Source organism: Micromonospora sonneratiae (assembly GCF_042679305.1).
GTDB classification, from domain to species: Bacteria; Actinomycetota; Actinomycetes; order Mycobacteriales; family Micromonosporaceae; genus Micromonospora_H; species Micromonospora_H sonneratiae.
Map to the genome: position 1 here is coordinate 42084 of NZ_JBHTMP010000039.1, position 23524 is coordinate 65607.

At 70.1% G+C, this 23524-nt stretch carries 24 protein-coding genes and 1 pseudogene; 17 read left to right on the forward strand and 8 right to left on the reverse strand.

The window, feature by feature from the left end; genetic code table 11:
* Positions 1-78 precede the first annotated feature (78 nt).
* Together ACFQ4H_RS22905 and ACFQ4H_RS22910 are read left to right on the forward strand one after the other, a co-directional pair.
* Positions 79-513 carry an RrF2 family transcriptional regulator gene (locus ACFQ4H_RS22905; RefSeq protein ID WP_377573750.1) on the forward strand — a complete coding sequence of 145 codons (435 nt, stop codon included), beginning with the start codon at positions 79-81 and terminating at the stop codon, positions 511-513.
* A gap of 630 nt (positions 514-1143) precedes the next feature.
* Positions 1144-1779 carry a response regulator gene (locus ACFQ4H_RS22910; RefSeq protein WP_377573805.1) on the forward strand — a complete coding sequence of 212 codons (636 nt, stop codon included), beginning with the start codon at positions 1144-1146 and terminating at the stop codon, positions 1777-1779.
* A 123-nt stretch (positions 1780-1902) separates the two neighbouring features.
* On the opposite strand, the gene ACFQ4H_RS22915 is transcribed toward ACFQ4H_RS22910, so the two are convergent.
* A complete protein-coding gene (locus ACFQ4H_RS22915) occupies positions 1903-2466 on the reverse strand; it encodes a DUF5709 domain-containing protein (protein ID WP_377573753.1) in 564 nt (187 codons plus the stop codon).
* A 204-nt stretch (positions 2467-2670) separates the two neighbouring features.
* Between ACFQ4H_RS22915 and ACFQ4H_RS22920 the strand changes: the two genes are divergently transcribed.
* A complete protein-coding gene (locus ACFQ4H_RS22920) occupies positions 2671-3855 on the forward strand; it encodes a glycosyltransferase (protein WP_377573756.1) in 1185 nt (394 codons plus the stop codon).
* A gap of 45 nt (positions 3856-3900) precedes the next feature.
* Here the strand turns inward: ACFQ4H_RS22920 and ACFQ4H_RS22925 are convergent, their stop codons facing one another.
* The 4 genes from ACFQ4H_RS22925 to aroA all read right to left on the reverse strand — a co-directional run bounded on the left by ACFQ4H_RS22925 (position 3901) and on the right by aroA (position 8333).
* Complete coding sequence (locus ACFQ4H_RS22925; RefSeq protein WP_377573808.1) at positions 3901-4824, reverse strand: hypothetical protein; 924 nt, start codon at positions 4822-4824, stop codon at positions 3901-3903.
* A 76-nt stretch (positions 4825-4900) separates the two neighbouring features.
* On the reverse strand, positions 4901-5740 hold the full coding sequence (locus ACFQ4H_RS22930) for an inositol monophosphatase family protein (RefSeq protein ID WP_377573758.1): 840 nt from the start codon (positions 5738-5740) through the stop codon (positions 4901-4903).
* Between the two features lie 141 nt (positions 5741-5881).
* Positions 5882-7009: a ribosome small subunit-dependent GTPase A gene (gene rsgA / locus ACFQ4H_RS22935; protein WP_377573811.1), complete on the reverse strand. Its 1128-nt coding sequence runs from the start codon at positions 7007-7009 to the stop codon at positions 5882-5884.
* 22 nt (positions 7010-7031) lie between these two features.
* Positions 7032-8333 carry a 3-phosphoshikimate 1-carboxyvinyltransferase gene (aroA, locus tag ACFQ4H_RS22940; RefSeq protein ID WP_377573761.1) on the reverse strand — a complete coding sequence of 434 codons (1302 nt, stop codon included), beginning with the start codon at positions 8331-8333 and terminating at the stop codon, positions 7032-7034.
* A gap of 230 nt (positions 8334-8563) precedes the next feature.
* On the opposite strand from aroA, the gene ACFQ4H_RS22945 reads away from it, so the two are divergent.
* The 5 genes from ACFQ4H_RS22945 (at position 8564) to rsrA (ending at position 11934) form a co-directional block, all read left to right on the forward strand.
* Positions 8564-9340 (forward strand): SOS response-associated peptidase, encoded by a 777-nt coding sequence (locus tag ACFQ4H_RS22945; RefSeq protein ID WP_377573764.1) that lies wholly within the window; start codon positions 8564-8566, stop codon positions 9338-9340.
* Positions 9341-9550: 210 nt separating this feature from the next.
* Positions 9551-9943, forward strand: a complete 393-nt coding sequence (locus ACFQ4H_RS22950; protein ID WP_377573767.1) for a WhiB family transcriptional regulator — start codon at positions 9551-9553, stop codon at positions 9941-9943.
* Positions 9944-9978: 35 nt separating this feature from the next.
* Complete coding sequence (locus ACFQ4H_RS22955) at positions 9979-10608, forward strand: alpha/beta hydrolase family protein (protein ID WP_377573769.1); 630 nt, start codon at positions 9979-9981, stop codon at positions 10606-10608.
* A 210-nt stretch (positions 10609-10818) separates the two neighbouring features.
* Positions 10819-11643, forward strand: coding sequence for a sigma-70 family RNA polymerase sigma factor (locus tag ACFQ4H_RS22960; RefSeq protein ID WP_377573772.1), 825 nt, complete (start codon positions 10819-10821; stop codon positions 11641-11643).
* 6 nt (positions 11644-11649) lie between these two features.
* Entirely contained in the window at positions 11650-11934 is a 285-nt protein-coding gene (gene rsrA, locus ACFQ4H_RS22965) for a mycothiol system anti-sigma-R factor (RefSeq protein ID WP_377573774.1), read from the forward strand.
* 152 nt (positions 11935-12086) lie between these two features.
* On the opposite strand, the gene ACFQ4H_RS22970 is transcribed toward rsrA, so the two are convergent.
* Positions 12087-12161, reverse strand: coding sequence for a 50S ribosomal protein bL37 (locus tag ACFQ4H_RS22970; RefSeq protein WP_377573814.1), 75 nt, complete (start codon positions 12159-12161; stop codon positions 12087-12089).
* A 171-nt stretch (positions 12162-12332) separates the two neighbouring features.
* Here ACFQ4H_RS22970 and ACFQ4H_RS22975 point away from each other — a divergent pair, with 171 nt between their 5' ends.
* On the forward strand, positions 12333-12548 hold the full coding sequence (locus tag ACFQ4H_RS22975) for a biotin/lipoyl-binding carrier protein (protein ID WP_377573776.1): 216 nt from the start codon (positions 12333-12335) through the stop codon (positions 12546-12548).
* Positions 12545-13060, forward strand: a complete 516-nt coding sequence (locus tag ACFQ4H_RS22980) for a GNAT family N-acetyltransferase (protein WP_377573779.1) — start codon at positions 12545-12547, stop codon at positions 13058-13060. The genes ACFQ4H_RS22975 and ACFQ4H_RS22980 overlap by 4 nt, the downstream gene beginning before the upstream one ends.
* A gap of 6 nt (positions 13061-13066) precedes the next feature.
* Here the strand turns inward: ACFQ4H_RS22980 and ACFQ4H_RS22985 are convergent.
* A pseudogene (locus ACFQ4H_RS22985) lies at positions 13067-13686 on the reverse strand (TetR/AcrR family transcriptional regulator).
* Between the two features lie 111 nt (positions 13687-13797).
* Here ACFQ4H_RS22985 and ACFQ4H_RS22990 point away from each other — a divergent pair.
* The 3 genes from ACFQ4H_RS22990 (at position 13798) to ACFQ4H_RS23000 (ending at position 18206) form a co-directional block, all read left to right on the forward strand.
* A complete protein-coding gene (locus tag ACFQ4H_RS22990; protein WP_377573782.1) occupies positions 13798-15414 on the forward strand; it encodes an MDR family MFS transporter in 1617 nt (538 codons plus the stop codon).
* A 188-nt stretch (positions 15415-15602) separates the two neighbouring features.
* Positions 15603-16637: an SIS domain-containing protein gene (locus ACFQ4H_RS22995; protein WP_377573785.1), complete on the forward strand. Its 1035-nt coding sequence runs from the start codon at positions 15603-15605 to the stop codon at positions 16635-16637.
* Positions 16638-16661: 24 nt separating this feature from the next.
* Positions 16662-18206 (forward strand): sensor histidine kinase, encoded by a 1545-nt coding sequence (locus ACFQ4H_RS23000; protein WP_377573788.1) that lies wholly within the window; start codon positions 16662-16664, stop codon positions 18204-18206.
* A gap of 130 nt (positions 18207-18336) precedes the next feature.
* Here the strand turns inward: ACFQ4H_RS23000 and ACFQ4H_RS23005 are convergent, their stop codons facing one another.
* Positions 18337-19728, reverse strand: coding sequence for a glycosyltransferase family 39 protein (locus ACFQ4H_RS23005; RefSeq protein ID WP_377573817.1), 1392 nt, complete (start codon positions 19726-19728; stop codon positions 18337-18339).
* 548 nt (positions 19729-20276) lie between these two features.
* Between ACFQ4H_RS23005 and ACFQ4H_RS23010 the strand changes: the two genes are divergently transcribed.
* The 4 genes from ACFQ4H_RS23010 to ACFQ4H_RS23025 all read left to right on the forward strand — a co-directional run.
* Entirely contained in the window at positions 20277-22001 is a 1725-nt protein-coding gene (locus tag ACFQ4H_RS23010) for a nitrite/sulfite reductase (protein ID WP_377573791.1), read from the forward strand.
* 22 nt (positions 22002-22023) lie between these two features.
* On the forward strand, positions 22024-22185 hold the full coding sequence (locus ACFQ4H_RS23015; RefSeq protein WP_377573794.1) for a hypothetical protein: 162 nt from the start codon (positions 22024-22026) through the stop codon (positions 22183-22185).
* A complete protein-coding gene (locus ACFQ4H_RS23020) occupies positions 22182-23012 on the forward strand; it encodes a phosphoadenylyl-sulfate reductase (protein ID WP_377573796.1) in 831 nt (276 codons plus the stop codon). Before ACFQ4H_RS23015 ends, ACFQ4H_RS23020 begins: the two co-directional genes overlap by 4 nt.
* Positions 22994-23524, forward strand: a 531-nt coding sequence (locus ACFQ4H_RS23025; protein WP_377573799.1) for a sirohydrochlorin chelatase, incomplete at its 3' end; no start/stop codon positions are given. The genes ACFQ4H_RS23020 and ACFQ4H_RS23025, both read left to right, overlap by 19 nt.

A 23524-nucleotide genomic window follows, 5' to 3' on the forward strand; every position in this document is an offset into this window, starting at 1 on the left:
GGGCGGTACCGGTTCGGCCATTCACTGCGGGTTCTCGATGGCTAGCTGGTTGTAAGCGGCTTGGCTATCGTCTGCACCGTGAAAATCAACCGGTCCACCGACATCGCGCTACGGATCGCGATGCTCGTTGCGGTGCGGAACGACCGGATGACCGTGGAGGAACTCGCCACCGAACTGGCGGTGCCCCGCAACCACATCGCCAAGATCGTCCAGCGTCTGCAACGGACGAACGTGCTGGTGACGACGCGGGGTCGGGCCGGTGGGGTGGAGTTGGAGGCTGACGCGCGGCACGTCACAGTCGGCTATGTCGTCCGCGCCTTCGAGGGCGAGGGCGAGGTCGTCGACTGTGCGACGCCACCGTGTCCACTGCGCCACGGCTGCCGGCTCCGTTCAGTCCTGCATCGTGCGCAACAGGCGTTCCTCGCCACCCTCGACGATGTGCCGCTCGACGAGCTGATCGCAGCACCGACCGGTCCGATACTGCTCGGGCTGACGGCACCGTCGAGGAGCTGAGCCCAGGTGCCGGCACCTGCGCCGCCCGGTCGGTGGCCCGTGGTCGGCTGCCCGCTCGGTCTCCGGTCCGGTCTCCGGTCCGGTGGCCAGGTCGGCACGTGTCAGACCGTGGACGGTCGCCTAGCCGAGTAGTTCCGAAGTCAGAGGTCGATGTTCGGGCATGGGGAGGGTGTCCAGGATCGTGTTGTGATGCAGAACCTGGACGTGGCCGTCGACGGCCACTGGCCGGGTTTCGTGACTACTGGTCGGGTGTCGCGTAACTGTTGTTGTTTCCGCCGCCGATGCCGGGGGCGAGGAGGTCTGCTGGCTGTCGAGCTGGGCGCACAGGCGGGGCAAGCCGTTGCGCCATCGGTGGTCAGGATTCACACGAGGCGGCCGACCGCTACGGGGTCGACACCGGGGTCGGCTGCTGGTATCGGCGTGCGTCGTCTCGGGAGGTTCCTTGTCCAGGGGCGATGTCCGTCCGCGAAAGCGCCCGCCAGGTGCCGGGGCAGAGAGGTGGGAGCGTAGACGAGGCAGCTCGACAGGCTCTACGGCGGCCTCCCCTGACCGCCGGGACCGGCCAGATTTCGGAACTACTCGTCTAGGGTGGGCGGCGTGACTGGAGATGGCGAGGCGCAGATCCGGGTGATGGTGGTCGACGACCATCCGATGTGGCGGGAGGGCGTGGCCCGCGACCTGACCGAGGCCGGCCACCACGTCGTCGCCACGACGGGCGAAGGTCGGCAGGCCGTCCGTATCGCCGGTGCGGTCCGGCCGGATGTGGTCGTACTCGACCTGCAGTTGCCGGACATCTCCGGGGTGGAGGTGATCCGCAGCCTGCGCGAAGCGGTGCCGGACGTACGGGTGCTGATGCTCTCGGCCAGCGGCGAACAGCAGAGCGTGCTCGACGCGGTGAAGGCGGGGGCGACCGGTTACCTGGTCAAGTCCGCCGGACCGCAGGAATTTCTCGACGCTGTCCGGCGCACCGCCAGTGGGGAGACGGTCTTCACGCCGGGACTGGCCGGCTTGGTGCTGGGGGAGTACCGCCGGCTGGCCACGACCCCGCCCGCCGGGACGGAGGACGGCACGCCCCGGCTCACCGACCGGGAGACGGAGGTGCTGCGGCTGGTGGCCAAGGGCCTGTCCTACAAGCAGATCGCCGAGCGCCTCAGCCTGTCCCACCGGACGGTGCAGAACCACGTCCAGAACACGTTGGGGAAGCTACAACTGCACAACCGGGTGGAGTTGACCCGCTATGCCATCGCCCAGGGGCTGGACGACTGATCCGGCTCGGTCCGGGGCGATGCGGTTGCTTCGGAGCGATGCGGTAGATCCGGGGTGATGCGGACAGGCCCAGAGCGATGCGGTTGATCCGGGGTGATGCGGACCGGTCCGGAAGGAGTCGGCTCAGTCCGGTGGCGGAGTTTCATGGACCGCCAGCTCCTCGGCTGACTGGCCGCCGCCGGCGACCCCGGCATCGAACCCCACCGCGTCGCTTTCCACGTCCGGGCCGATGCCCTCGTCGGGCTCGGTCAACCGGCCCACCGGGGCGCCGAGCGAACCGGAGAGATTGCCGTAGTCGTAGAGCGACACCGGAGAGTTGGGGTCCGAGGTCGGCCCCGGGTCCATGACGTCCGCGTCCAGTTGTGCCTCGGCGGCTGCCTCGTCGCTGTCGGCCTCGCCGCTCAGCCGGGCATCGGCCGACGCCGACAACGGATCGTCGACCGGACGGTCCCACTGCTCCCGCGCGACCTTGTAGTCGAGCGACTCGCCCGCCCGCTGCTCCTCGGCGGTGTTGCCGAACCGGTCGACGGCCACCGGCCGGTCGGCGGGCAACGCGGCCGGCTCCAGGCCGTCGGCCTCCCGGCCGGTGTCGACATCGTCGTTGGCCGTGGAATCGTCATCGGCGGTGTCTGGCAGCCCTTCGGCCTCCGGGTCGGACACGGGCGTCAGGTACTGGTCATCGCGCATGTCAACGCACTACCCCGCTGTCTGCGACTGTAACCGGGTACGCCGCTGGCGTCGCCCGCGCGGGCCGCACCGGGTTGCCTGTGTGGCCCCGGGCCGGGTGTGCCTGTGTGGCCCCGGATCGACTTGACAGGTTTCGGCTCGGGGCAGGCCGGTTAAATGGGAGCCTCTGATCGGAAGCCCCTTGCTCCGATGGAGGTGTCGAGAATGCGCGTTGGCCTAGTCTGCGCGCACGCCAGTCCACCGGGCCCACATGGGCCGGTGGTCGGAACCCATCAGCACATCGCCCGGGTGGCGGCCGAACTGACCATTCGGGGACACGACGTACATGTCTACGAGCGGCGGGACGACCCGGATCTCCCGGCGACATCGGACATCGCAGGCTATCGGGTCGTACGGGTGCCGGTGGGGCCGTCCACCCGTACCCCGACCGCCGACCTCGTCCCGTATGTGCCCGAGTTCGGGCAGTGGCTCACCGACCGGTGGGCCGGTGACTGGACGCCGGATGTGGTGCACGGCCACTTCTGGGTCGGTGGCCTCGCTGCGGCCACCGCCGTACGACAGACGACCATCCCGGTGGTGCAGACCTTCCACTCACTCGGTGTCGAGCAACTGCGCCATCTCGGTCGTGCCTACGCCGGGCCGGGGGAACGCATACCGCTGGAACGCGCGCTGAGTCGCGCGGTCGACCTGGCGGTTGCCCAGTCCACCGACGAGGTGGACGAGTTGACCCGGATGGGACTGCAACGGGCGGCGGTGGCCGTGGTGCCCGCCGGGGTCGATACCGCCCGCTTCAACCCGGACGGGGAGGCGGAGCCCCGGGACCATCAGGCCCGGATCCTGTCCGTCGGCGGACTGACGGCCGGGCATGGACAGGACGATCTGATCCAGGCGATGCGGCTGGTCAGTGACGCGGAGCTGATCATCGTGGGTGGCCCGGCGGCCGGGGAGTTGGCCAACGACCCGGATGCCCGGCGGCTGCGTGACCTTGCCGCCCGCTGCGGGGTGGCCGACCAGGTGCGGCTGGTCGGGGCGGTGCCGCACGAACAGACGCCGGCCTGGTACAGGTCAGCCGACGTGGTGGTGTGTTCCCCACGCTACGCCTCCGCCGGTCGGGTACCGCTGGAGGCGATGGCCTGCGGCGTCCCGGTGGTCGGGTACGCCCTGGGCGGCGTCGCGGACACCGTGGTGGACGAGGTGACGGGCCGGCTGGTGCCACCCGGCGACGTACGGAGCCTGGGCGTGACCCTGCGCCGGTTGCTCAGCGACGACGCGGAGCGGTTCGCCTTCGGCCACGCCGCCGTGGACCGGGTACGGTGCAGCTACACCTGGGATCGGGCCGCCGGCACGCTGGAACGGCTCTATGAACGGGTGGTGAGTCACCGCCGCTGACGGACGTCGTGGTCGCCCCGGCCTTGTCGCGGCTGGCCCGCAGGCTCAGTGGCTCCGGGCGTCCCCACTGGCGGAGAGGTCTCGGGTCAGCCGGGGGTTGACCGCCGGGGCCGGTAGGGCAGCCGGTGGATCCGGCAGCCGGTTGCATTTTCCGCTCGGTGTCACCTCGTGGTGATGCTGTGGCTCGGCGTATCTGGTCAGGCCGATCACGGCAGCCAGGGTGACCAGGAAGCCGGTCGCGGCCAACCACTCCCGTCCCGGCCAGATCTTGTCGTCGAGCAGCAACAGGCCGACGATCGCGGCGGGAACGGCACCGGCGGCGTCCATCGCCGCCACCGCCGCGGTGGTGGATCCGCGTTGCATGGCCAGCCCGAGCAGTAACTGGCCGACGATCGAGTGGGCGATGAGCAGATAGAGCAGCGGGTCGCGCAGGAACATGTCGAAGCTCTGTGCCGACGCCAGCGGTCGGGCGGCCACCGCAGCGGCGGAGAAGGCAAGTCCGGCCAGTGAGCCGAGGGCCACCGAACCGGGGGCGCCGTGCAGACGTACGGCGAAGAAGCCGAGTCCGCTGATGACCGCCAGCGCCACCACGAGTGCGACCAGGCCGGCCGTACCGAGTTGTCGGGACGGTGCCGGCTGGGCGGACAGGATCAGCGCGCTGATTCCGGCGAAGAGCAGGATCAGCAGGGCGATCTCGGCAGCGGGCAACCGCCACTTGAGCACCAGCACCCCGAGTAGCGCGGTCACCCCCAGGCCAGCTGCCACGCTCGCCTGGACCAGGAACAGCGGTAGGTCGCGCCGGGCCAGGAAGGCCAGCACGAAGCCGAGCACCTGGCAGACCAGCCCCACCAGGTAGGTGCGGTGGCAGGCCAGTCTCAGTAACAGCCCGGGGTCGAACGAGTGGTGCATCGTGGTCCGGGCCGCCGCGACCGACTGGAGCATGTTGGCAACGCCATAGGCGATGATCATCATCGCCAGAAACCACCAGCCGGAGGACGCCACCTGGCGAGGATAGAGGGTGCCCGGGCAGAGCGCGCGCGGCAGGCTAACGCAGTCGGCCGAGCAACTCGCCGTGGAGGTGACCGTTGGTGGCCAGTGCGCTACCCCCGCCGGGGCCGGGTCGCCCGGACAGGTCGCTGATCGTGCCGCCCGCCTCCGTGACGATGGGTACCAGCGCCGCCAGGTCCCACAGGGACAACTCCGGCTCGGTCATCGCGTCGACCGCGCCCTCGGCCACCAGCATGTAGCCGTAGAAGTCGCCGTACGCGCGGTTGCGCCAGGCGGCACGCATGATGTCGAGCATGGCCGGAAGGCGGCCGGTGGCGTCCCAGCCGTCCAGGGACGAGTAACAGAAGCTGGCGTCGGCGAGCTTGCGTACCCCGGACACCCGGATCGGAGTGGCGGAGCTGGGGTGCCGCCCGGCGTACGCTCCGTGGCCGGTGGCTGCCCACCAGCGGCGGCCGAGCGCCGGCGCGGAGACCAGCCCGACGACCGGGTGGCCATCCTCCAGCAGCGCGATCAGCGTCGCCCAGATCGGTACGCCCCGGATGAAGTTCTTCGTGCCGTCGATCGGATCGATCACCCACTGCCGGTTGACGTGGCGGTTGGGTGTTTCGGTCGACGGCTCGCCGCCGTCCGGGGCGGCTGCCCCGGCGATTGCCGGCTCGGTGCCGAACTCCTCGCCGAGCACGCTGTCGCGGGGGCGGGCCCGGGACAGCGTGGCCCGGATCGCCCGTTCCACCGCAGTGTCGGCGTCGGAGACCGGGGTCAGGTCTGGTTTCGACTCCACCGCCAGGTCGATGGCCCGGAACCTGGCCATCGAGATGGAGTCGGCGGTGTCGGCCAACACGTGGGCGAGGGCCAGGTCATCGGCATAGCGGGCCATGGCCGGAAAGGTATCTGATCCGCCAGGATCGGCGTGATCAGGGACCAACTCGCGCGTGTCCCCGGCGTGTCCGACGCAGGTTCCCTGATCACGCGGACCTTCGTCGGAACGATCCGGGCGCTGGTCCGATCGCCGGCAGCGCTACTGCTCGACGTCGCCGGACCGGGACGCCAACAACCGGCGGTACGAAGCCAGCCGGCGCGGGTCGGCGTTGCCCGAGGCGACCCACGCATCCAACTTGCAGTCGGCCTCATTCGCGGTGTGCTCGCAGTTGACCGGACACTCGAGGGTCCCCTCCACCAGGTCGGGGAACCCGTGGAGCAGACTCTCCGCCGAAACGTGTGCCAGGCCGAAGCTGCGTACGCCGGGAGTGTCCACGATCCAGCCGGGATCAACCGGTCCGCCGGTGGTGGCGTCGTCGACGCCCGGATCAGCGACCCCCGGGGCGTCGACGCCCGCATCGTCGTGGTGCCGGGCGGGAAGTCGTAGCGCCACCGCGCTGGTCGACGTGTGCCGGCCACGACCGATGGCGCTGACCGTACCGACCGCCCGGTCGGCCGCCGGCACCAGGCGGTTGACCAGGGTCGACTTGCCCACCCCCGAATGCCCGACCATGACCGAGATACGACCAGCCAGTAGCTGGCCGACCTGTTCGAGGTCGGAGTCCGGTCGGACCAGCACGTACGGCAGGTCCAGCTCGGCGTAGTAGTCGAGCACGGCGTCCGGCGTCGCCAGGTCGGCCTTGGTGAGGCAGAGCAGCGGTTCGATGTCGGCGTCGTACGCCGCCACCAGGCACCGGTCGATGAACCCGGTACGCGGTGGCGGGTCGGCCAGCGAGCTGACGATCACGAGCTGGTCGGCGTTGGCCACGACCACCCGTTCCAGCCGCCCTTCGGCGGTGCTCTCGTCGTCGTCGGCGGTGCGCCGCAGCACCGACGTGCGCTCGGCGATCCGGACGATCCGGGCCAGCGCGCCGGTCACCCCGGACGTGTCGCCCACCAGTGCGACCCGATCGCCGACCACCACCGACTTGCGGCCCAGCTCCCGGGCCCGCATGGCGGTGACCGTCCGCTCGTCCGGCCCGCCACCGGGCACGCCGGGATCGGCCGGGTCGGTGATCACACAGGTGTAGCGACCCCGGTCCACGGCCACGACGAATCCCTCGATCGCGTTCTCGTGTCGAGGGCGGGTACGGGTACGGGGACGCGAGGACCGGCCCGGCCGGACCCGTACGTCCTCTTCGTCGTACTCTCGCCGCTTGCCCGCCAGGATCGCCTCCTCGTTTCTCCGGTCAGTTCCTACCGGTCACCATCGCAGACCATAGTGCCGGGAATTCGGGCAGGGTTTTCGAGGTACACGCCACATCGCTCAGTTCGACGTCCGGTACGGCCAGCCCGATCACCGCCGCCGCATGCGCCATCCGGTGGTCGTGGTACGTCTCGAAGACACCGCCGCGCAGCGGTCGGGGCCGGATCTCCAGCCCGTCGACGGTCTCGGTCACGTCCGCGCCGAGCCGGGACAGTTCGCGGCCCAGGGCGGCGAGTCGGTCGGTCTCGTGCCCGCGGATGTGCGCCACCCCGGTCAGGCGGGACGGGGAGTCGGCCACCGAGGCCAGGGCGGCCAGCACCGGGGTCAGCTCGCTCACGTCGGACAGGTCCGCTTCGAGCCCGTGTACGACGCCGGTGCCGCGTACGGTCAGCCCGTCGGTGCCGAGCGTCACCTCGCCGCCCATCTGTTGCAGCAGGGCACGTAGCCGGTCGACCGGCTGGGCACTGCTGCGTGGCCAGCCGAGCAGGGTCACCTCGCCGCCGGTGATCAGGGCGGCGGCGAAGAACGGCACCGCGCCGGAGAGGTCCGGCTCGATCTCCCAGCCCCGGCCGGACAACCGGCCCGGCTCGACCACCCAGACGTCGGGCGTGGTGTCGTCGACACCGGCACCGGCCGCCCGCAGCATCTGCACGGTCATCCGCAGGTGCGGCGCGGACGGGACCGGGGGACCCTGGTGGCGGACCACGATGCCCCGGTCGAAGCGTGGCGCGGCCAGCAGCAGTCCCGAGACGAACTGGCTGGAGGCGGAGGCGTCGATCACCACCTCGCCGCCGGTGACGCTGCCGGTCCCGTGCACGGTCAGCGGCAGGCCACCATTGGGGGCGGTGTCGATACGTACGCCGATGGAGCGCAGTCCTTCGACCAGTGGCCCGAGCGGGCGGGTCCGGGCGTACGGGTCGCCGTCGAAGGTGACCGGACCTTCGGCCAGCCCGGCGACTGCCGGCGCGAACCGCATGATGGTGCCGGCGAGACCGACGTCGACGTGCGCCGGGCCCTGTAGGGGGCGGGGCCGGACCAGCCAACGCTCGTCGTCCACGGTGGACATGTGGACACCCATCGCCCGTAGGCCGCTGGCCATCAGTTCGGTGTCCCGGGCCCGCAACGGCCGATACAGGGTCGATGGGCCGGCCGCGATGGCGCTGAGCACCAGCGCTCGGGCGGTCAGCGACTTGGACCCGGGCAGACGCAGGGTCGAGGAGACCGGGTTGGTCGCGGTGGGTGCGGTCCACGGCTGGGGTGGACGGTTCGCCGTCGGGTTCGCCACCCGTACAGTCTGCCGTGTCCCGCTGGCGGGGCGTGATCGCCGTACCCGATTCTCCCGTCTCGCGGGACGACGGGCGATCCGGTGGCCGCCGATGCCGGGGGCCGCGACTGGGAGGCGGGCTGGTCGGGGCGGGACACCGGCGGGGCGTGATCGGGACACGGGCTGGCGGGCCCGGGAGGCGTCGCTTCGTACCCGGTCGGATGTCCGGGGTGCGGGTTAGCGTGGGAACCATGTGTGGGAGGTATGCCACGACCCGTGGCGCGGCGGACCTGAGCGCGTTGTTCGAGTCGTACGACGAGACCGGTGACCGGTTGGCCGCCGACTACAACGTGGCCCCGACGGATCCGGTGCCGATCGTCCGGATGGTGACCGACGCCGGGGCGTCGGCGACCGGCGTGGAGGCATCGGAGCAGGCGGCGGACGACAACCCGCGCCGGGTGCTTTCCGTGGCCCGCTGGGGGCTGGTGCCGGCCTGGGCGAAGGACGCCCGCGGTGCCGCGCGCATGATCAATGCTCGGGCTGAGACGGTCGCCACGACCAATGCGTACGCCCGGTCGTTCGCCCGGCGTCGCTGTCTGGTCCCGGCCGATGGCTGGTACGAATGGGTACGCCAGGACAGCGGTGCCAAGCAGGCCTATTACCTGACGCCCGCGGATGGCGGTGTGCTGGCCTTCGCCGGTCTGTGGTCGTTGTGGGGTGACGGTTCCGAGACATTGCTCACCTGTAGCGTGGTCACCACTGCGGCCCTCGGGGACCTGGCCCTCGTGCACGAGCGGATGCCGCTGATCCTGCCGCCGCAGCGCTGGTCGACCTGGCTGGCCGGGGACGGTGAGCCGGACGAGTTGCTGGCTCCGCCGGGTGACGAGACGCTGGCCGGGATTGAAATCCGGCCGGTCAGCAACAGGGTCGGAAATGTTCGCAATGATGGTCCCGGTCTGCTCGAACGGGTCGCTGCCGCGCCGCTCGGATCGCCCCCGCCGGGGCATATCGATTTGACCCTGTTCTGACTTCTTCCGAAGTTGATCAGTGCATTGTCGCGTACTAATTTGCCAGAGTTGAGGGTGAAACGTCGCCCGTTCTTTTCGGCAGCTTTGCGGCAACCTCTTGTCTCAGCCCTCGTGAGTGCGATAGAACACAGCGCCGGCATTTGATGTCGATTCGCACCAGGGCGAGGGACACAATTACGAACTTGCCGGTCCCACGGGGGAGGTGGGTGCATGACACGGGCGCGGATGCCACGCCCGCATGAGGTCGCTGCGGCACGACGTGACCCGAGGCTTCTTCGGGCGGTCAGCGAGCGGCGCTTGGATGACGCATGGCGGACCAGGGGCGCGTGTCAGAGCGTGGACCCGGAGACGTTCTTTCCAGCGCCGAGCGAACCGGTGGATGCCGCTGTGGCCCTGTGCCGTACCTGCGAGGTCCAGGGCCCGTGTCTGGCCTGGGCGTTGGAGGTCGGGGACTGTCACGGCGTCTGGGGCGGTACGACCCCGCGGGAACGGCGGGCCATGCTGGTGGCCTGGCGCGGGTCGATGAGACCGGACCTGGACACGGTCGATGAGGGCGGGTGTGCCGCGCGTGAGCGGATGTTGAGCCTGGTGCCGCTGGCCTGACCATCGGCGGGTCCGGTGGTGGGCACAATGAGCCGGTGCGCCGCGACGAGGAGATCGAGACCCCGCGTGGTCCCGCCATGGTCCAGCTCGACCTGCCCGGGGCCGAGCCGGTCAGCCTGCTGGTCCTGGGGCACGGAGCCGGCGGCGGCGTCGATGCGCCGGATCTGGTCGCGCTGCGGGACGCGGCCGTCGCCGCCGGAGTCGCGGTAGCGCGGGTCACCCAGCCCTACCGGGTGGCCGGTCGCCGGGCCCCCGCTCCCGCCGCCCACCTCGACGAGGCGTGGTCGGCGGTGGTCGACGTACTGCGCGACCGGTATCGGTCCGTGCCGGCCCTCGTCGTGGGCGGCCGATCGAGCGGTGCCCGGGTCGCCTGCCGTACCGCGGTGTCGACCGGTGCCGCCGGAATCGTGGCGTTGGCCTTTCCGCTGCACCCGCCGGGCCGGCCCGAACGGTCCCGGGCCGGGGAGTTGCTGACGGGACTCCCGACACTCGTGGTCAACGGGGACCGGGACCCGTTCGGGGTGCCGGCGACCGGCCCGGACATCCGGGTGGTGGTCCGTCCCGGGGAGCGGCACGATCTGCGGCGGGACCCGGCCGGGGTGGCGTCCGAGGTCGTGGCGTGGCTACGGACGTACGACTGGGCACGACCGTTTCCCACGGCGTAGGTGATCGTTGCATGCCATGGTGCCGGACGCCCCGGAGGAACTTCCACGAGTTCCCCGTAGCGCCGGCGTCATCCTCCCAGGCCCTTCCTGGTCCCAGTCGTGGCGTAGACCACGGCCGGGACCAGGGATGGGGAGCGGGTTCTGGAATGTTCGGCCGGTCGGGTGGTGTTACAGCTCCTGGAAGCTATCCATTGGCTAGGGAGTTGACCGGTGGCGATCGAGACACAGGGTCTGGAGCGCGACGAGCGTGGTGCGCGCCGGCTCCAGCGACTGCTGGATGCCCCCGAGTGGCCGGCTGACCGGGAGGCAGCCGAGCTGGCTCGGGTGAGCACCGGCACATCGGCCAAAACTGGATCTGCGGCTCGTTCGATGCGCGTATCCTCAGCAGGACGGCATGCGACGCGAGGGGACGTGCGGTTGACCCGACCGGAGAAGACAGAAGAGCGTCGAACGCGGTTCGAGCGGGACGCGCTGCCCTTCGTCGACCAGCTCTACGCCGCCGGACTGCGGATGACCCGCAATCCCGCGGACGCAGAGGATCTGGTCCAGGAGACCTATCTGAAGGCGTACTCCGCCTTCCACCAGTTCGAAGAGGGCACCAACCTCAAGGCCTGGCTGTACCGGATTCTGACCAACACCTACATCAACTCTTATCGGCGGCGGCAGCGCCAGCCGATCCAGGCGCCGACCGAGGAGATCACCGACTGGCAGCTCGCCGAAGCCGAGTCGCACACCTCCAGCGGGCTGCGCTCGGCCGAGACCGAGGCCCTGGACCGCCTGCCGGACAGCGACATCAAGCAGGCGTTGCAGCAGTTGCCCGAGGAGTTCCGGCTGGCGGTCTACCTCACCGATGTCGAAGGCTTCTCCTACAAGGAGGTCGCCGACATCATGGGCACCCCGATCGGTACGGTGATGTCGCGGCTGCACCGGGGCCGGCGCAACCTGCGAAAGATGCTTGAGCGCTATGCGGCTGAGCGGGGTTTCACCTCGGCTTCGTCGTCCGGTTCCACCGCGACTGCCCGTCGGGAGGCGTGAGCGACTGTGAGCTGTGGTGACGCACACGAAACTGATTGCCGCGAGGTGCTGGCCGAGGTCTATCTCTATCTCGACCTCGAATGCGCCGAGGAACGCACCATCCTGATCCGCCGCCATCTCGACGAATGCTCGCCGTGCCTGCGCGAGTACGGCATCGAGCAGGAGGTGAAGGCGCTGGTGGCGCGCTGCTGTGGCAACGAGACCGCCCCCGCCGAGCTGCGTGAACGGCTTCGCCTGCGCATCGCGGAGTTGGTCATCGAGACCGAGACCCGGGAATACCTTCCCGACTGAACATCTGTCGGACTGACCGTGTGCCGGCCAGTAGGCGGGAATCCGTCTGCTGGCCGGTTTGCGCTCGTGGAGAGACCGTGGGCCGCGCCGTCGCCCGTCAGCCCCGGGTGGCGCCCCCGTCGCTGCTGCTACGGCGGCGCCCCTCGGGCGACTCAGGAGTTGGGGCGCTTGCCGTGGTTGGCGGCGCTGTTCTTCCGAGCCTTCTTCTTCCGAGACTTCTTGGCCATGTTGGCCTCCCGTTTCCTCGTGCCGCGCCGACTGGGCGTGGTCGGACAGGTTCTCCCGGGACCGGGAGCGACTCGCTGATGCTAGTCCGCCCGGTCGGACGCTCCGAGCGGGCCAGCACATGATTGGATACCGTTCGCACGCATACCCCGCCGATGAGGGAGGGCCACACAATGGCCGAGGAGATCCGCGCTGAGATGGTGGCGAACGTCTGGAAGGTCGTTGCCTCGGCCGGCGACACCGTTTCCGAGGGCGACACGCTGGTGATCCTCGAGTCCATGAAGATGGAGATCCCGGTCGTCGCCGAGAACGACGGCGTCGTACGTGAGCTGGCCGTGAACGAGGGGGACGTCGTCCAGGACGGTGACCTCATCGCGGTGATCGAGTGAGCGCGGTGCTGGTCCGGGCAGCCGAGCCGGCCGACTTCGGGGCGATTGCCCGGTTGACGGTGGCGGCGTACGAGGCGGACGGCCAGCTCAAGGGCGAGCATGGCTACGAGCGGGTGCTGGCCGATGTCGCCGGCCGGGCGACCGGCGGTGAGCTGCTGGTCGCCGTCGACGGGACGGGGCAGGTCGTCGGCTCGGTGCTGTTCGTACTGCCCGGCACGTCGTACGCCGAACTCTCCGGCCCCGGCGAGGCCGAGTTCCGGATGTTGGCGGTGGATCCGACCGCCCAGGGGCAGGGAGCCGGCGCGGCGCTGGTCCGGGCCTGTGTGGACCGGGCGGTCGAACTGGGCTGCCGGGCGGTGGTCATCTCGGCCCGGAGCTTCTCGGCTCCGGCACATCGGCTCTATGCCCGGTTGGGGTTCCACCGGACTCCGGAGCGCGACTGGTCACCGGTGGCCGGGGTGGACCTGATCGCCCTGCGCCTGGACCTGACGGGTCAGGCCCCGCCGGCCTGATCGGCGTCACCGGTTCCGGCCCCGCCGATGTCTGCCTGCGGGGTCGGGCGGGACGACGCGGTGTTGTCCCCGATCCGATCCAGCAGGTCGTCGGCGACTTCGAGGACCAACCGCCTGCGCTCCTCGTCGCTGATCTCCGGTGCCCGCAGGACGAGCCAACTGCTGTGTACGGCGAACAGGGCCAACGTCGAACGTAGCCGGGTGCTGGGCGAATCGTCGCCACGGGTGAGCAGCCCGGCCAACTGCATCAGCCGGTCGCGCATCTGCTGTCCGATGGGCAGATGCTTGAAGGTGGTCCGGTTCTGCTCGAAGAACCGCATCGGTGACGGGTTTCCGGCAGCGAAGAAACGATCGGCGTACGCGGCGATGATGGCCCGTCGGCTCTCCGGACCGGCGGGCTGGGTCTCGGCCCAGGCGATCAGCTGATCGAGCTTGACGAGTTGGTCCTCGACGAAGCTGTTGACGATCTCGTCCTTGCTCTTGAAGTGGTAGTAGAGCGCAGCCTTGGTCACGCCGAGCCGCTCGGCGATCTCCCGCAGGGAGGTCTTCTCGTAGCCCTGTTCGGTGAAGAGCTCCAGCGCGACGGCCTGGATCCTCGACCGCGTGCCTCCGGTGCCCTCGCCCACCGACTTCCTCCAATTTGCTTGACGTTTCGGCAACCCGAACTTACCGTCCGGCTAGTAAGGTCACTAGCCGGACGGCAAGTAAGTGCGCCATGTTCTCGGGGGAGCCTACCGATGACCACGACCGAGCAAGCGCCCGCACGGCCCAACATCCGGGTCGTGCTGGCTGGCCTCATGATCGCGATGATGCTGGCGATGCTCGACAACATGATCGTCAGCACCGCACTGCCCCGCATTGTCGGCGAGTTCGGCGGGCTGAACCACTTCACCTGGGTGGTCACCGCCTACGTGTTGGGTACCACGGTCTCCACTCCGATCTGGGGAAAGCTCGGCGACCTCTACGGGCGCAAGGCCGTCTTCCTGATCTCGGTGGGCATCTTCCTGGTCGGGTCCGCACTGTGTGGAATGGCCGGGACCGGGCCGCTCGGCGGCGCCGGCGACGGCATGGTGCAGCTGATCGCCTTCCGGGCGGTCCAGGGGCTAGGTGCCGGTGGGCTGATGGTGGGGGTCATGGCCATCATCGGTGACCTGGTGCCACCGCGTGAGCGAGGGCGCTACCAGGGCCTGATCGCTGGCATCATGGCGATCGCCATGGTCGCCGGCCCGCTGGTCGGCGGGTTCATCACCGACCACCTGTCCTGGCGGTGGGCGTTCTACGTCAACCTGCCGTTGGGCGGGGTCGCACTGGTCCTGCTGGCCGTCCGGATGCACCTGCCGAAGTACCGTACCGAGCACCGGATCGACTGGCTGGGTGCGGCCCTGCTCTCCGTGGGGATCACCGCCATCGTCCTGATCACCACCTGGGGTGGCAACGAGTACGACTGGGGCTCGCCACAGATCCTCGGTCTGGCTGCGCTGGCCGTGATCGGTCTGGTCGCCTTCGGGTTTGTCGAGCGACGCGTGGCGGAGCCGATCCTGCCGCTGAAGCTGTTCGCCAACCGGAACTTCGCCCTCATCGCGGCGATCGGCTTCCTGCTCGGCTTCGCGATGTTCGGCGCGATGAACTTCCTGCCGCTGTTCCAGCAGACGGTGCAGGGTGCGTCCGCGACCAACAGTGGACTACTGCTGCTTCCGGTGATGATCAGCTCGCTGGTGGTGTCGATCATCGTCGGTCGGTTGATCACCAGGACCGGCCGCTACCGGATCTTCCCGATCGTCGGTGGTGTCGCGATGGCCGCCGGGATGGCGTTGCTCGTCCTGATCGACGAGCGCACCGGCAAGGTCGAACTGTCGATCTACATGGTGGTGCTCGGGCTCGGCATGGGCTTCCTGATGCAGACCTCGATGCTGATCGCGCAGAACAGCGTGGCTCAGAAGGATCTCGGCGCGGCCAGCGGTGCGGCGACCTTCTTCCGTTCGATCGGTGGCTCGTTCGGGATCTCCCTGTTCGGTGCGATCTTCGCCAGCCGGCTTGCCGATGCGCTCGGCGGACTGGACCCGGCGACGGTCAGCGGGTTCGGTGGGGGAGAGGGCGGCATCGGCATCGATCCGGACAAGTTGTCGGAGTTGGATCCGGCGATCCGGGAGATCCTGCTGGCCGGGTTGGCGAACTCGATTTCCGGCGTCTTCGGCTGGGCGATCGTCTTCGCTGCGGCGGTGCCGGTGCTGGCCTGGTTCATCAAGGAGATCCCCCTACGTGGCGGCGATGACGACCAGGCGGTCGAGGCTTCGGCTTCGGGGATCGAGTCCGGGGCGACCCGGCCCGACCGACCCGCCTCGCTCCAAACGTGAGCATCTCCTTACTCCAGCGTGAGCGCCTCCTCGCTCCAGGCGTGAGCGCCTCCTTGCGTCAAGCGTGATCAAATGCTCGTTTCTGCTTGCTTCTCTTGGCTTCCGTCGCGCAAACCTGCAAGACTGAGCATGAAGCGCGCGGGAATCGCGCATGACTGGAGGTTCTTGTGACACAGCCGGGAGCTGGCATGGCGGCGGACATCGCCGAGCAGCCAGCGGGTTACGCGCGACTGCTGGAGTCGGAACACGCGACCGCGATCGCGCGGGTCGCCGCGGTCATCGCCGAGCGTCGGCCGCGGCATGTCGTGTTCACCGCCCGTGGCACCAGCGACCATGCCGCGCTGTACGCCGCGTACCTCACCGAGATCCGGCTCGGGCTTCCGGCCGGGCTGGCCTCACCCAGCGCGATCACCGTCTTCGGCGCCCGGCCCGACATGTCCGACGCACTGGTGGTCGGGGTCAGCCAGAGCGGAGGGTCGCCGGACCTGGCCGAGGTGCTCCGGGTCGCCCGCTCCACCGGTGCGTTGACCCTGGCGGTCACCAACACCCCGTCGTCGCCGCTGGCCGAGGTCGCCGAACTCTCCGTGGACATCGCCGCCGGGCACGAGCGTGCCGTTGCCGCGACCAAGACGTACACCGCCGAGTTGCTGGCCCTGCTCATGCTGATCGAAGGGGTACGGGCCGGCGACGGCACGCTGGACGCCGACGAGCGGGCCGCCCTGGCCGCCCTGCCCGACCTCGCGGAGGCGACCCTCGCCGACCCGACCCCGGTCGAGTTGGCCCCGCGCTACCGCTTCGCCCGGCGGATGGTCACCACCGGCCGAGGCTACGCCTACCCGACCGCCCGGGAGGCCGCCCTGAAGCTGATGGAGACCTCGTACCTGCCGGCGCTGGCCTTCTCCGGCGCGGACCTGCTGCACGGTCCGCTGGCCATGACCGACCCGGACGTACCGGTGCTGGCGGTCGTCGGCTCCGGACCCGGCGGTACGGCGATGCGCGAGGTCATCTCGCGGCTCGGCGAACGTCGTGCCGACGTGGCCACCATCGGGCCGGCGGACATCGCTGGCGCGACTGCCCGGATGTCGGTTCCCGAGGTGGACGAACGCTACGCCCCGCTACTGGACATCCTGCCGTTGCAGCGGCTGGCCCTCTCCCTGGCGCTGGCCCGGGGCGAGGACCCGGACGCGCCGAGAGGCCTGAAGAAGGTCACCGCGACCCGCTGACCCCGGTCGTGGCAGGCTTGCCTCGTGTCCACACTGCGCGACCTGGCCGAGGAGCACACCACCCTCCAGCCGGCTGACATCGACCACCTGCACCGGGTCGCCGGTGACTGGCAACTCCTCTCCGACCTGTCCTTCGCCGACCTGCTGCTGTGGGTACCGGTCGGCGAGGACGAGGACACCTTCGTCTGTGTCGCCCAGGTACGCCCGACGACCGCCCCGACGGCGTACCTGGACGACCAGGTCGGGCGGATCGTCGGCGGGCCGGAGGTGGCACATCTGGGGATCGCCTACCGCCAGGCGCGGATCTGGCGGGAAGGCGACCCGGTCTGGTACGGCGACACGCCGGCCCGACACGAGGCGATCCCGGTACGGCTGCGGGCCGCCGACGGTGAGTCTGGCGGGGTGATCGCGGTGGTCGGACGGGACACCAACCTCTCCACCGCCCGTACCCCCAGTCAACTGGAACTCAACTACCTGACCACCGCCGACGACCTGGCGCAGATGGTCTCCGACGGCACGTTCCCGCCGCCCCGCCATCCGGGCGAGACCACCTCCGCGCCCCGGGTCGGTGACGGGCTGGTCCGGTTGGACGCCAGCGGCAAGGTCACCTACGCGAGCCCGAACGCCCAGTCGGCGTACCGGCGGCTCGGTTTCGCCTCGCACCTGGTCGGCGAAGACCTGGCCGCGCTCAACGGCCGCCTTGCCGCCGACCCGCTGGATGGTACCGACGCCGGTAACCGGGTGCTGGCTGCCCTGCGCGGTGAGGCACCGCCCCGCAAGGAGATCGAGGCGCGGGGGGCCACCATGTTGACCCGTGCACTGCCGCTGATGCCGGCCGGTGTGCCGATCGGCGCGCTGGTCCTGGTCCGCGACATCACCGAGGTGCGCCGCCGGGACCGGGCACTGATCACCAAGGACGCCACGATCCGGGAGATCCATCACCGGGTGAAGAACAACCTGCAGACGGTTGCCGCGTTGCTGAGGTTGCAGGCCCGACGGGTCGGTATCCCGGCGGCGAAGGCGGCGCTGGAGGAATCGGTACGGCGGGTCGCGTCGATCGCCCTGGTGCACGAGACCCTGGCCATGTCCAGCGACGAGGTGGTCGAGTTCGACGGGATCGTCGACCGGGTCGCTGCTGCCGCGACCGAGGTGGCTGCGGCCGAGTCGAACGTACGGATGCGTCGGGAGGGCACCTTCGGCGTACTGCCCGCCGAGATCGCCACATCGTTGGTGATGGTGCTCAACGAACTGTTGCTCAACGCGGTCGAGCACGGTTTCCCCCCGGCCGGTGAGCCGGCCGACACCCCGACGGAGAACCAGGTTCCGGCCGAGGTGGTCGTCTCCGCGCACCGGTTCCGTAAGCAGCTCCACGTAACCGTCGCCGACAACGGTCGCGGCCTACCCCCCGACTTCGACCCGGAACGTGGCGGCCGGCTGGGCCTGCAGATCGTCCGGGCGCTGGCCACGGGTGAGCTGCGCGGCACCATCGAGCTGCGGAACCGGGAGGCGACGTCGGGCACCGAGGCCGTGCTGGTGGTCCCCCTCGGCAACCCCCCAAGGTCCCGATGATCAGGGTGTGACTTCCGCGAGCCGCCGGCGTGTCGTCGCCGGAGTCCCTGGTCACGAGGATCTTCCGAAGGCGATCCCGGTTCGGGCCGGTCGTGGAGGGCGGTCGTGTCGGGCCGTACACCGGCCGGGGTCACCCGGTGGACCGGGTGAGCAGAGCGACGGTGAGACCCGGCGGGGTCCACACCCGACTCGTCGTGAAACCGGTACGAAGTGCGTCGGCCTTCGGAACCGGCAGACCCCGTAGCGGATCAGCCTTCTCCCCGACCACCAGCAGCCAGACCCGGTCCACCGACGCGAGACACCCGGCGGGCTGTGCACACTCGGACGCCCACAGGTCGGCTCGCCGGATCTGGTCGCGGGTCGCCAGTACGTCGAGTGGGCGGTCCTCGCCCAGGTGGTAGGCGGTCGCGATGTCGAGGAACTTCCAGCCGGTACGTGGTGAGTAGACGATCCCGTCGCCCGGTTCCTGATTGGCCCGGATGATCTCGGCGGCACCCCGGTAGTCGATCGGCGCGGACCGGGGCCATTCGTGTGTACGGCGAAGGCCTGCCTGCTCCGGGCTGCCGAGCAGGCCGGTGACCAGCACGATCAGCAGTGCCCAGGGCAGTTTCAGCGGGGCCAGCACGCTGGCGGCCAGTACACAGCTGAACGGCACGGTGAAGACCAGGTAGCGCGGTACCCAGAGGGGGGTGACCAGCCCACCGAGGAACAGCAGCACGACCGGTAGCAGCACGCACAGGCCGAGTGCCGCTCCCCGGCGGCCCCGGCTGAATGCGGCGACAGCGGCCAGGCCGAGCAGCAGACCGCCGACCGTACCGGCCTGGACGATGGACCCGGGCACACCCGGCAACTCCCGGAGGCCGGGCGCGTCGACCCAGTCGAGCTGCTGGTCCCGCTGCCCCTGGCCGAGCACGGCCAGGGGGACCAGTGCCAGCAGGGCCGCCACCAGCACGACCAGCCAACGCGTCGGCAGTCGACGGTCACCCGTTGCCCGCCAGGCCAGCACGATGGCGGCGGCATGCCCGGCGAGGAGGAGGACCGCGACCAGGTGGGCCAGTCCCAGCCCGAGCAGCGCGAGGGCGTAGCCGGCCCAGTTGGTCCAGGTCGGTCGTCGTACCGCCCGGACCAGCAGCAGCGTGGACAGCACCGCGAAGAGGGTGGCGAAGGCGTACGACCGGGCCTCCTGCGCGTATCGGGAGGTGCTGGGCACCACGGCGAACAGCAGCCCCGCGATCAGCCCGGTACGGGTGCCGAACAGCCGCTGTCCGAGTACGGCGGTCAGCCCGGCGGCGCCGGTCATACACAGGATCGTCGGCAGTCGCAGGGACAGTACGGAATCGCCGAAGATCCGTACCCAGCCGTGCATGAGGAGGTAGTACGGGCTGCTGACGCCGTCGATGTTGCCGATCATCCGCAGTAGGTCGCCGAGTGGCCGGGAAACGGCGCTCCAGGTCGCCAACTCGTCCCGCCACAGTTGCGCCCGGTCGGCCTGGAAGGAGGTGACCGCGAGGGTCAGCAGCATCGGCCAGAGCCAGACCGTACGTCGCAGGAGCGTCGGCAGGTCGGAACCGGTGTCGCTGGTCGGACCCAGCGGATCCACCGGTCGGACACTGGAGGAAGCAATCATGGATGGCTGGTCCAATCGCTGTCGTCACCAAAGCCGCTCAACGCGACAACTGATGAGCAGACCAGCGAGGTATCGGGTAGGTTGCGTTTTTTGGCATATTCCTTGCCCGACGGGACCTGACCCCTGCGCAGCCTGGCGCGATCCGGCCCCTGCCTTCCGCCCGTGATGTGGGAGTCACTGGCCGGTGGGTGGGGGGTGTGGCAGCATGACGGCATGACTGCCGCCGTTGAGCGCCGCTTCGTGGCCCGCCGCCACGTCGATTACGGCCGCGTGCGCAGCGCTATCTGTCCGGCCTAACCAACGCCGCCCGACCCATTTGTCTCGGGCGCGCCCGCGCCGGCCCTCTCGACACCGTCGTCCACAGCCTTCGATCCCAGGCTGGCCGGCGCCCCCGCGCGTCTTTCCCGAGCGACCCGTCACAGCAGACAACGGAGGACGCCGCGATGGCCGTCAGCAGCAGCACACCAGCTCCGCCCGGTACCACCGGTGCCCCGGCCCGTACCGGGGCCAGGCCGGCTCGCCGTCCCCGGGGCGAAGGGCAGTGGGCGCTCGGTCACCGGGAGCCGCTCAACCCCAACGAGCGCATGAAGGCCGACGACGATCCGCTCAACGTCCGGGCCCGGATCGAGAACATCTACGCCCACCGGGGCTTCGCCTCCATCGACCCGGCCGACCTGCGCGGCCGGTTCCGCTGGTGGGGCCTCTACACGCAGCGTAAGGCGGGTATCGACGGTGGGCGGACCGCCGTCCTCGAGCCGCACGAACTCGAGGACGAGCACTTCATGTTGCGGGTACGCATCGACGGCGGGCAGCTCGACCTCGACCAGCTGCGGACCATCGCCAACATCTCCCGCCGGTACGCCCGGGACACCGCCGACATCACCGACCGGCAGAACATCCAGTTCCACTGGATCCGGGTCGAGGACATGCCCGCGATCTGGCGTCAGTTGGAGGCCGTCGGGTTGCAGACCACCGAGGCCTGCGGTGACTGTCCCCGGATCGTGCTCGGCAGCCCGGTCGCCGGGGTGGCCGAGGCGGAACTGATCGACTCGACCCCGGCGATCGACGAGATCGTCCGGCGTTACGTCGGCAACCAGGAGTACTCCAACCTTCCCCGCAAGTTCAAGACGTCGATCTCCTGGCTGGTCGACACGCCGTACGAGGCCAACGACGTCGCCTTCCTCGGTGTGGTCCACCCGGACTACGGGCCGGGCTTCGACGTGTGGGTAGGTGGTGGGCTGAGCACGAACCCGATGCTGGCCAAGCGGCTCGGGGTCTGGGTGCCGCTGGCCGAGGTGGCGGAGGTCTGGGCCGGTGTCGTGTCGATCTTCCGCGACTACGGCTACCGCCGGCTGCGCAACCGGGCCCGACTGAAGTTCCTGGTCGCCGACTGGGGGGTCGAGCGGTTCCGCGAGGTACTGGAGAAGGAGTACCTGGGTCGTAGCCTGCTCGACGGGCCGCCGCCGGAGCTGCCGGAGAAGCCGATCGACCACATCGGAGTGCACCGGCAGCACGACGGGCGGCACTACGTCGGGGCCGCACCGGTGGTCGGACGGGTCTCCGGTAGCCAGCTGCTGGAACTGGCCGAGGTCGCCGCCGCCCACGGCAGTGGTCGGGTGCGGCTGACGCCGTACCAGAAGCTCCTGGTCCTGGACGTCGAGGCGGACCGTACCGAATCACTGGTCACCGCGCTGCGCGGGATCGGCCTGGAGGCTGCGCCCTCGGCCTGGCGGCGGGGCACGATGGCCTGCACCGGCATCGAGTACTGCAAGCTGGCCATCGTCGAGACCAAGGCGCGGGGGCAGGAACTGGTGGCCCGGCTGGAGGAGCGGCTGCGCGAGTTCGACGCGGACATCTCGATCCACATCAACGGCTGCCCGAATGCCTGCGCCCGTACCCAGACCGCCGACATCGGACTCAAGGGACAACTTGTGGTCGGCCCGGACGGGCAGCAGGTCGAAGGGTTCCAGGTGCACCTGGGCGGCGGCCTGGGCATGGCCCAGGGGCAGACCGCCGGCTTCGGGCGCAAGCTGCGCGGGCTGAAGACCACCGCCGAGGAGCTTCCCGAGTACGTCGAACGCGTGGCCCGCCGCTACCTCGCCAGCCGGTCCCCGGGCGAGTCGTTCGCCCAGTGGGTCGTCCGGGTGGACGAGGAGGAACTGCGATGACACAGCCACGGGAGATGTCGTCATGAGCAGTTCGACCAGGGCAGTTCCGCTCTACTGCCCGTACTGCGGTGAGGAGGACCTCCGGCCGCACGAGGAGTCGCACGGTGCCTGGGCGTGCCATGCCTGCACCCGGGTCTTCTCCGTGAAGTTCTCTGGCCTGCTACCCCGGAAGGTGGATCAATGAGCGAGCGGACGAGTCAGGCGGGTCTGCGTTCGGCGGTGGGCCTGGGCCTGGTCACGCTGACCCGGGCGGCGGCACCGACGGCTCCGGCAGCACGGACGGCTCCGGTCGGCCCCTCCGTACCCCCGGAGCCGGCCGGTCGGCGGCCGGACGAACTCCGGGCGCTGGCTGACGAGGCCGGACGCGAACTGGCGGACGCGCCGGCCGAGGAGATCGTCCGTTGGGCGGCCGGTACGTTCGGCAAGCGGTTCTGTGTCACCAGTTCGATGGCGGACGGGGTGCTGGCGCACCTGGTGTCCAGGGTGGCACCCGGGGTGGACGTGGTCTTCCTCGACACCGGGCTGCACTTCCCGGAGACCCTGAAGGTACGCGACGAGGTGGCCCGGAGGCTGCCGGTCACCGTACGGTCGATCCGACCCCGGCTGACCGTGGGCCAGCAGGACGGCGAGTACGGTCCCCGGCTCTTCGCCCGCGCACCGGACCAGTGCTGCGCGATGCGCAAGGTAGAGCCCCTGGAGCGGGCACTGACCGACTACGACGCGTGGGCGGCCGGGTTGCGCCGCGACGAGTCGCCGACCCGGGCCAACACACCGGTCGTCGCCTTCGATGCCGGTCGGGGCAGGGTCAAGGTCAACCCGATAGCGGCGTGGACGCAGGTCGACGTGGATGCCTACGTCTCCCGATGGAACGTGCCGGTCAACGAACTGTTCCGACAGGGCTACACCTCGATCGGTTGCTGGCCCTGCACCCGGCGTACGCAGGCGGGGGAGGATCCCCGGGCCGGGCGCTGGGCGATGTTCGACAAGACCGAGTGCGGTCTGCACGTATGAGGGGCGGGATCCCGACTCCCGTCGTGCTCGTCGCGCACGGGAGCCGGGATCCCCGGGCCGCCGAGGCGATCGAGGATCTGGTCCGGGCCGTCGCTACGGAGCGTCCCGGGGTGGATGTGCGGGCGAGTTATCTTGATCACACCGAACCCACGCCCGAGCAGGTGTTGTACGCACTGGAATCGGCCGGTCACCGGAAGGCCGTGCTGGTGCCGTTGTTACTCACCGATGCCTACCACGGCCGGGTGGACATTCCCGGGGTGCTGACCGCCGCTCGGGCGGGCGGGCTCCGACTGTCGGTACGGGTGACCGAGGTGCTCGGGCCGTCCGGCGGGGTCGTCGACGACCTGTTGCTGGCCGGGTTGCGCCGCAGGCTGGCCGAGGTCGCCCCGGCCGAGGTCGACGATGGACCGGCCATCGCACGGGTCGACGCGATCGTGCTGGCCGCTGCTGGCACCAGGGACGCGGGGGCCCGGCGTGTGGTCGAGGTCGCCGCTGCCGCGCTGGGCGGCTCG

Coding starts and splice junctions, on each gene's coding strand:
- ACFQ4H_RS22910 (WP_377573805.1), top strand. CDS start 1,144: ATGGTGGTCGACGACCATCCGATGTGGCGGGAGGGCGTGGCCCGCGAC.
- ACFQ4H_RS22915 (WP_377573753.1), bottom strand. CDS start 2,466: ATGCGCGATGACCAGTACCTGACGCCCGTGTCCGACCCGGAGGCCGAA.
- ACFQ4H_RS22920 (WP_377573756.1), top strand. CDS start 2,671: ATGCGCGTTGGCCTAGTCTGCGCGCACGCCAGTCCACCGGGCCCACAT.
- ACFQ4H_RS22925 (WP_377573808.1), bottom strand. CDS start 4,824: ATGATCATCGCCTATGGCGTTGCCAACATGCTCCAGTCGGTCGCGGCG.
- ACFQ4H_RS22930 (WP_377573758.1), bottom strand. CDS start 5,740: ATGGCCCGCTATGCCGATGACCTGGCCCTCGCCCACGTGTTGGCCGAC.
- ACFQ4H_RS22945 (WP_377573764.1), top strand. CDS start 8,564: ATGTGTGGGAGGTATGCCACGACCCGTGGCGCGGCGGACCTGAGCGCG.
- ACFQ4H_RS22950 (WP_377573767.1), top strand. CDS start 9,551: ATGACACGGGCGCGGATGCCACGCCCGCATGAGGTCGCTGCGGCACGA.
- ACFQ4H_RS22975 (WP_377573776.1), top strand. CDS start 12,333: ATGGCCGAGGAGATCCGCGCTGAGATGGTGGCGAACGTCTGGAAGGTC.
- ACFQ4H_RS22990 (WP_377573782.1), top strand. CDS start 13,798: ATGACCACGACCGAGCAAGCGCCCGCACGGCCCAACATCCGGGTCGTG.
- ACFQ4H_RS22995 (WP_377573785.1), top strand. CDS start 15,603: ATGGCGGCGGACATCGCCGAGCAGCCAGCGGGTTACGCGCGACTGCTG.
- ACFQ4H_RS23005 (WP_377573817.1), bottom strand. CDS start 19,728: ATGCTGCTGACCCTCGCGGTCACCTCCTTCCAGGCCGACCGGGCGCAA.
- ACFQ4H_RS23010 (WP_377573791.1), top strand. CDS start 20,277: ATGGCCGTCAGCAGCAGCACACCAGCTCCGCCCGGTACCACCGGTGCC.
- ACFQ4H_RS23015 (WP_377573794.1), top strand. CDS start 22,024: ATGAGCAGTTCGACCAGGGCAGTTCCGCTCTACTGCCCGTACTGCGGT.
- ACFQ4H_RS23020 (WP_377573796.1), top strand. CDS start 22,182: ATGAGCGAGCGGACGAGTCAGGCGGGTCTGCGTTCGGCGGTGGGCCTG.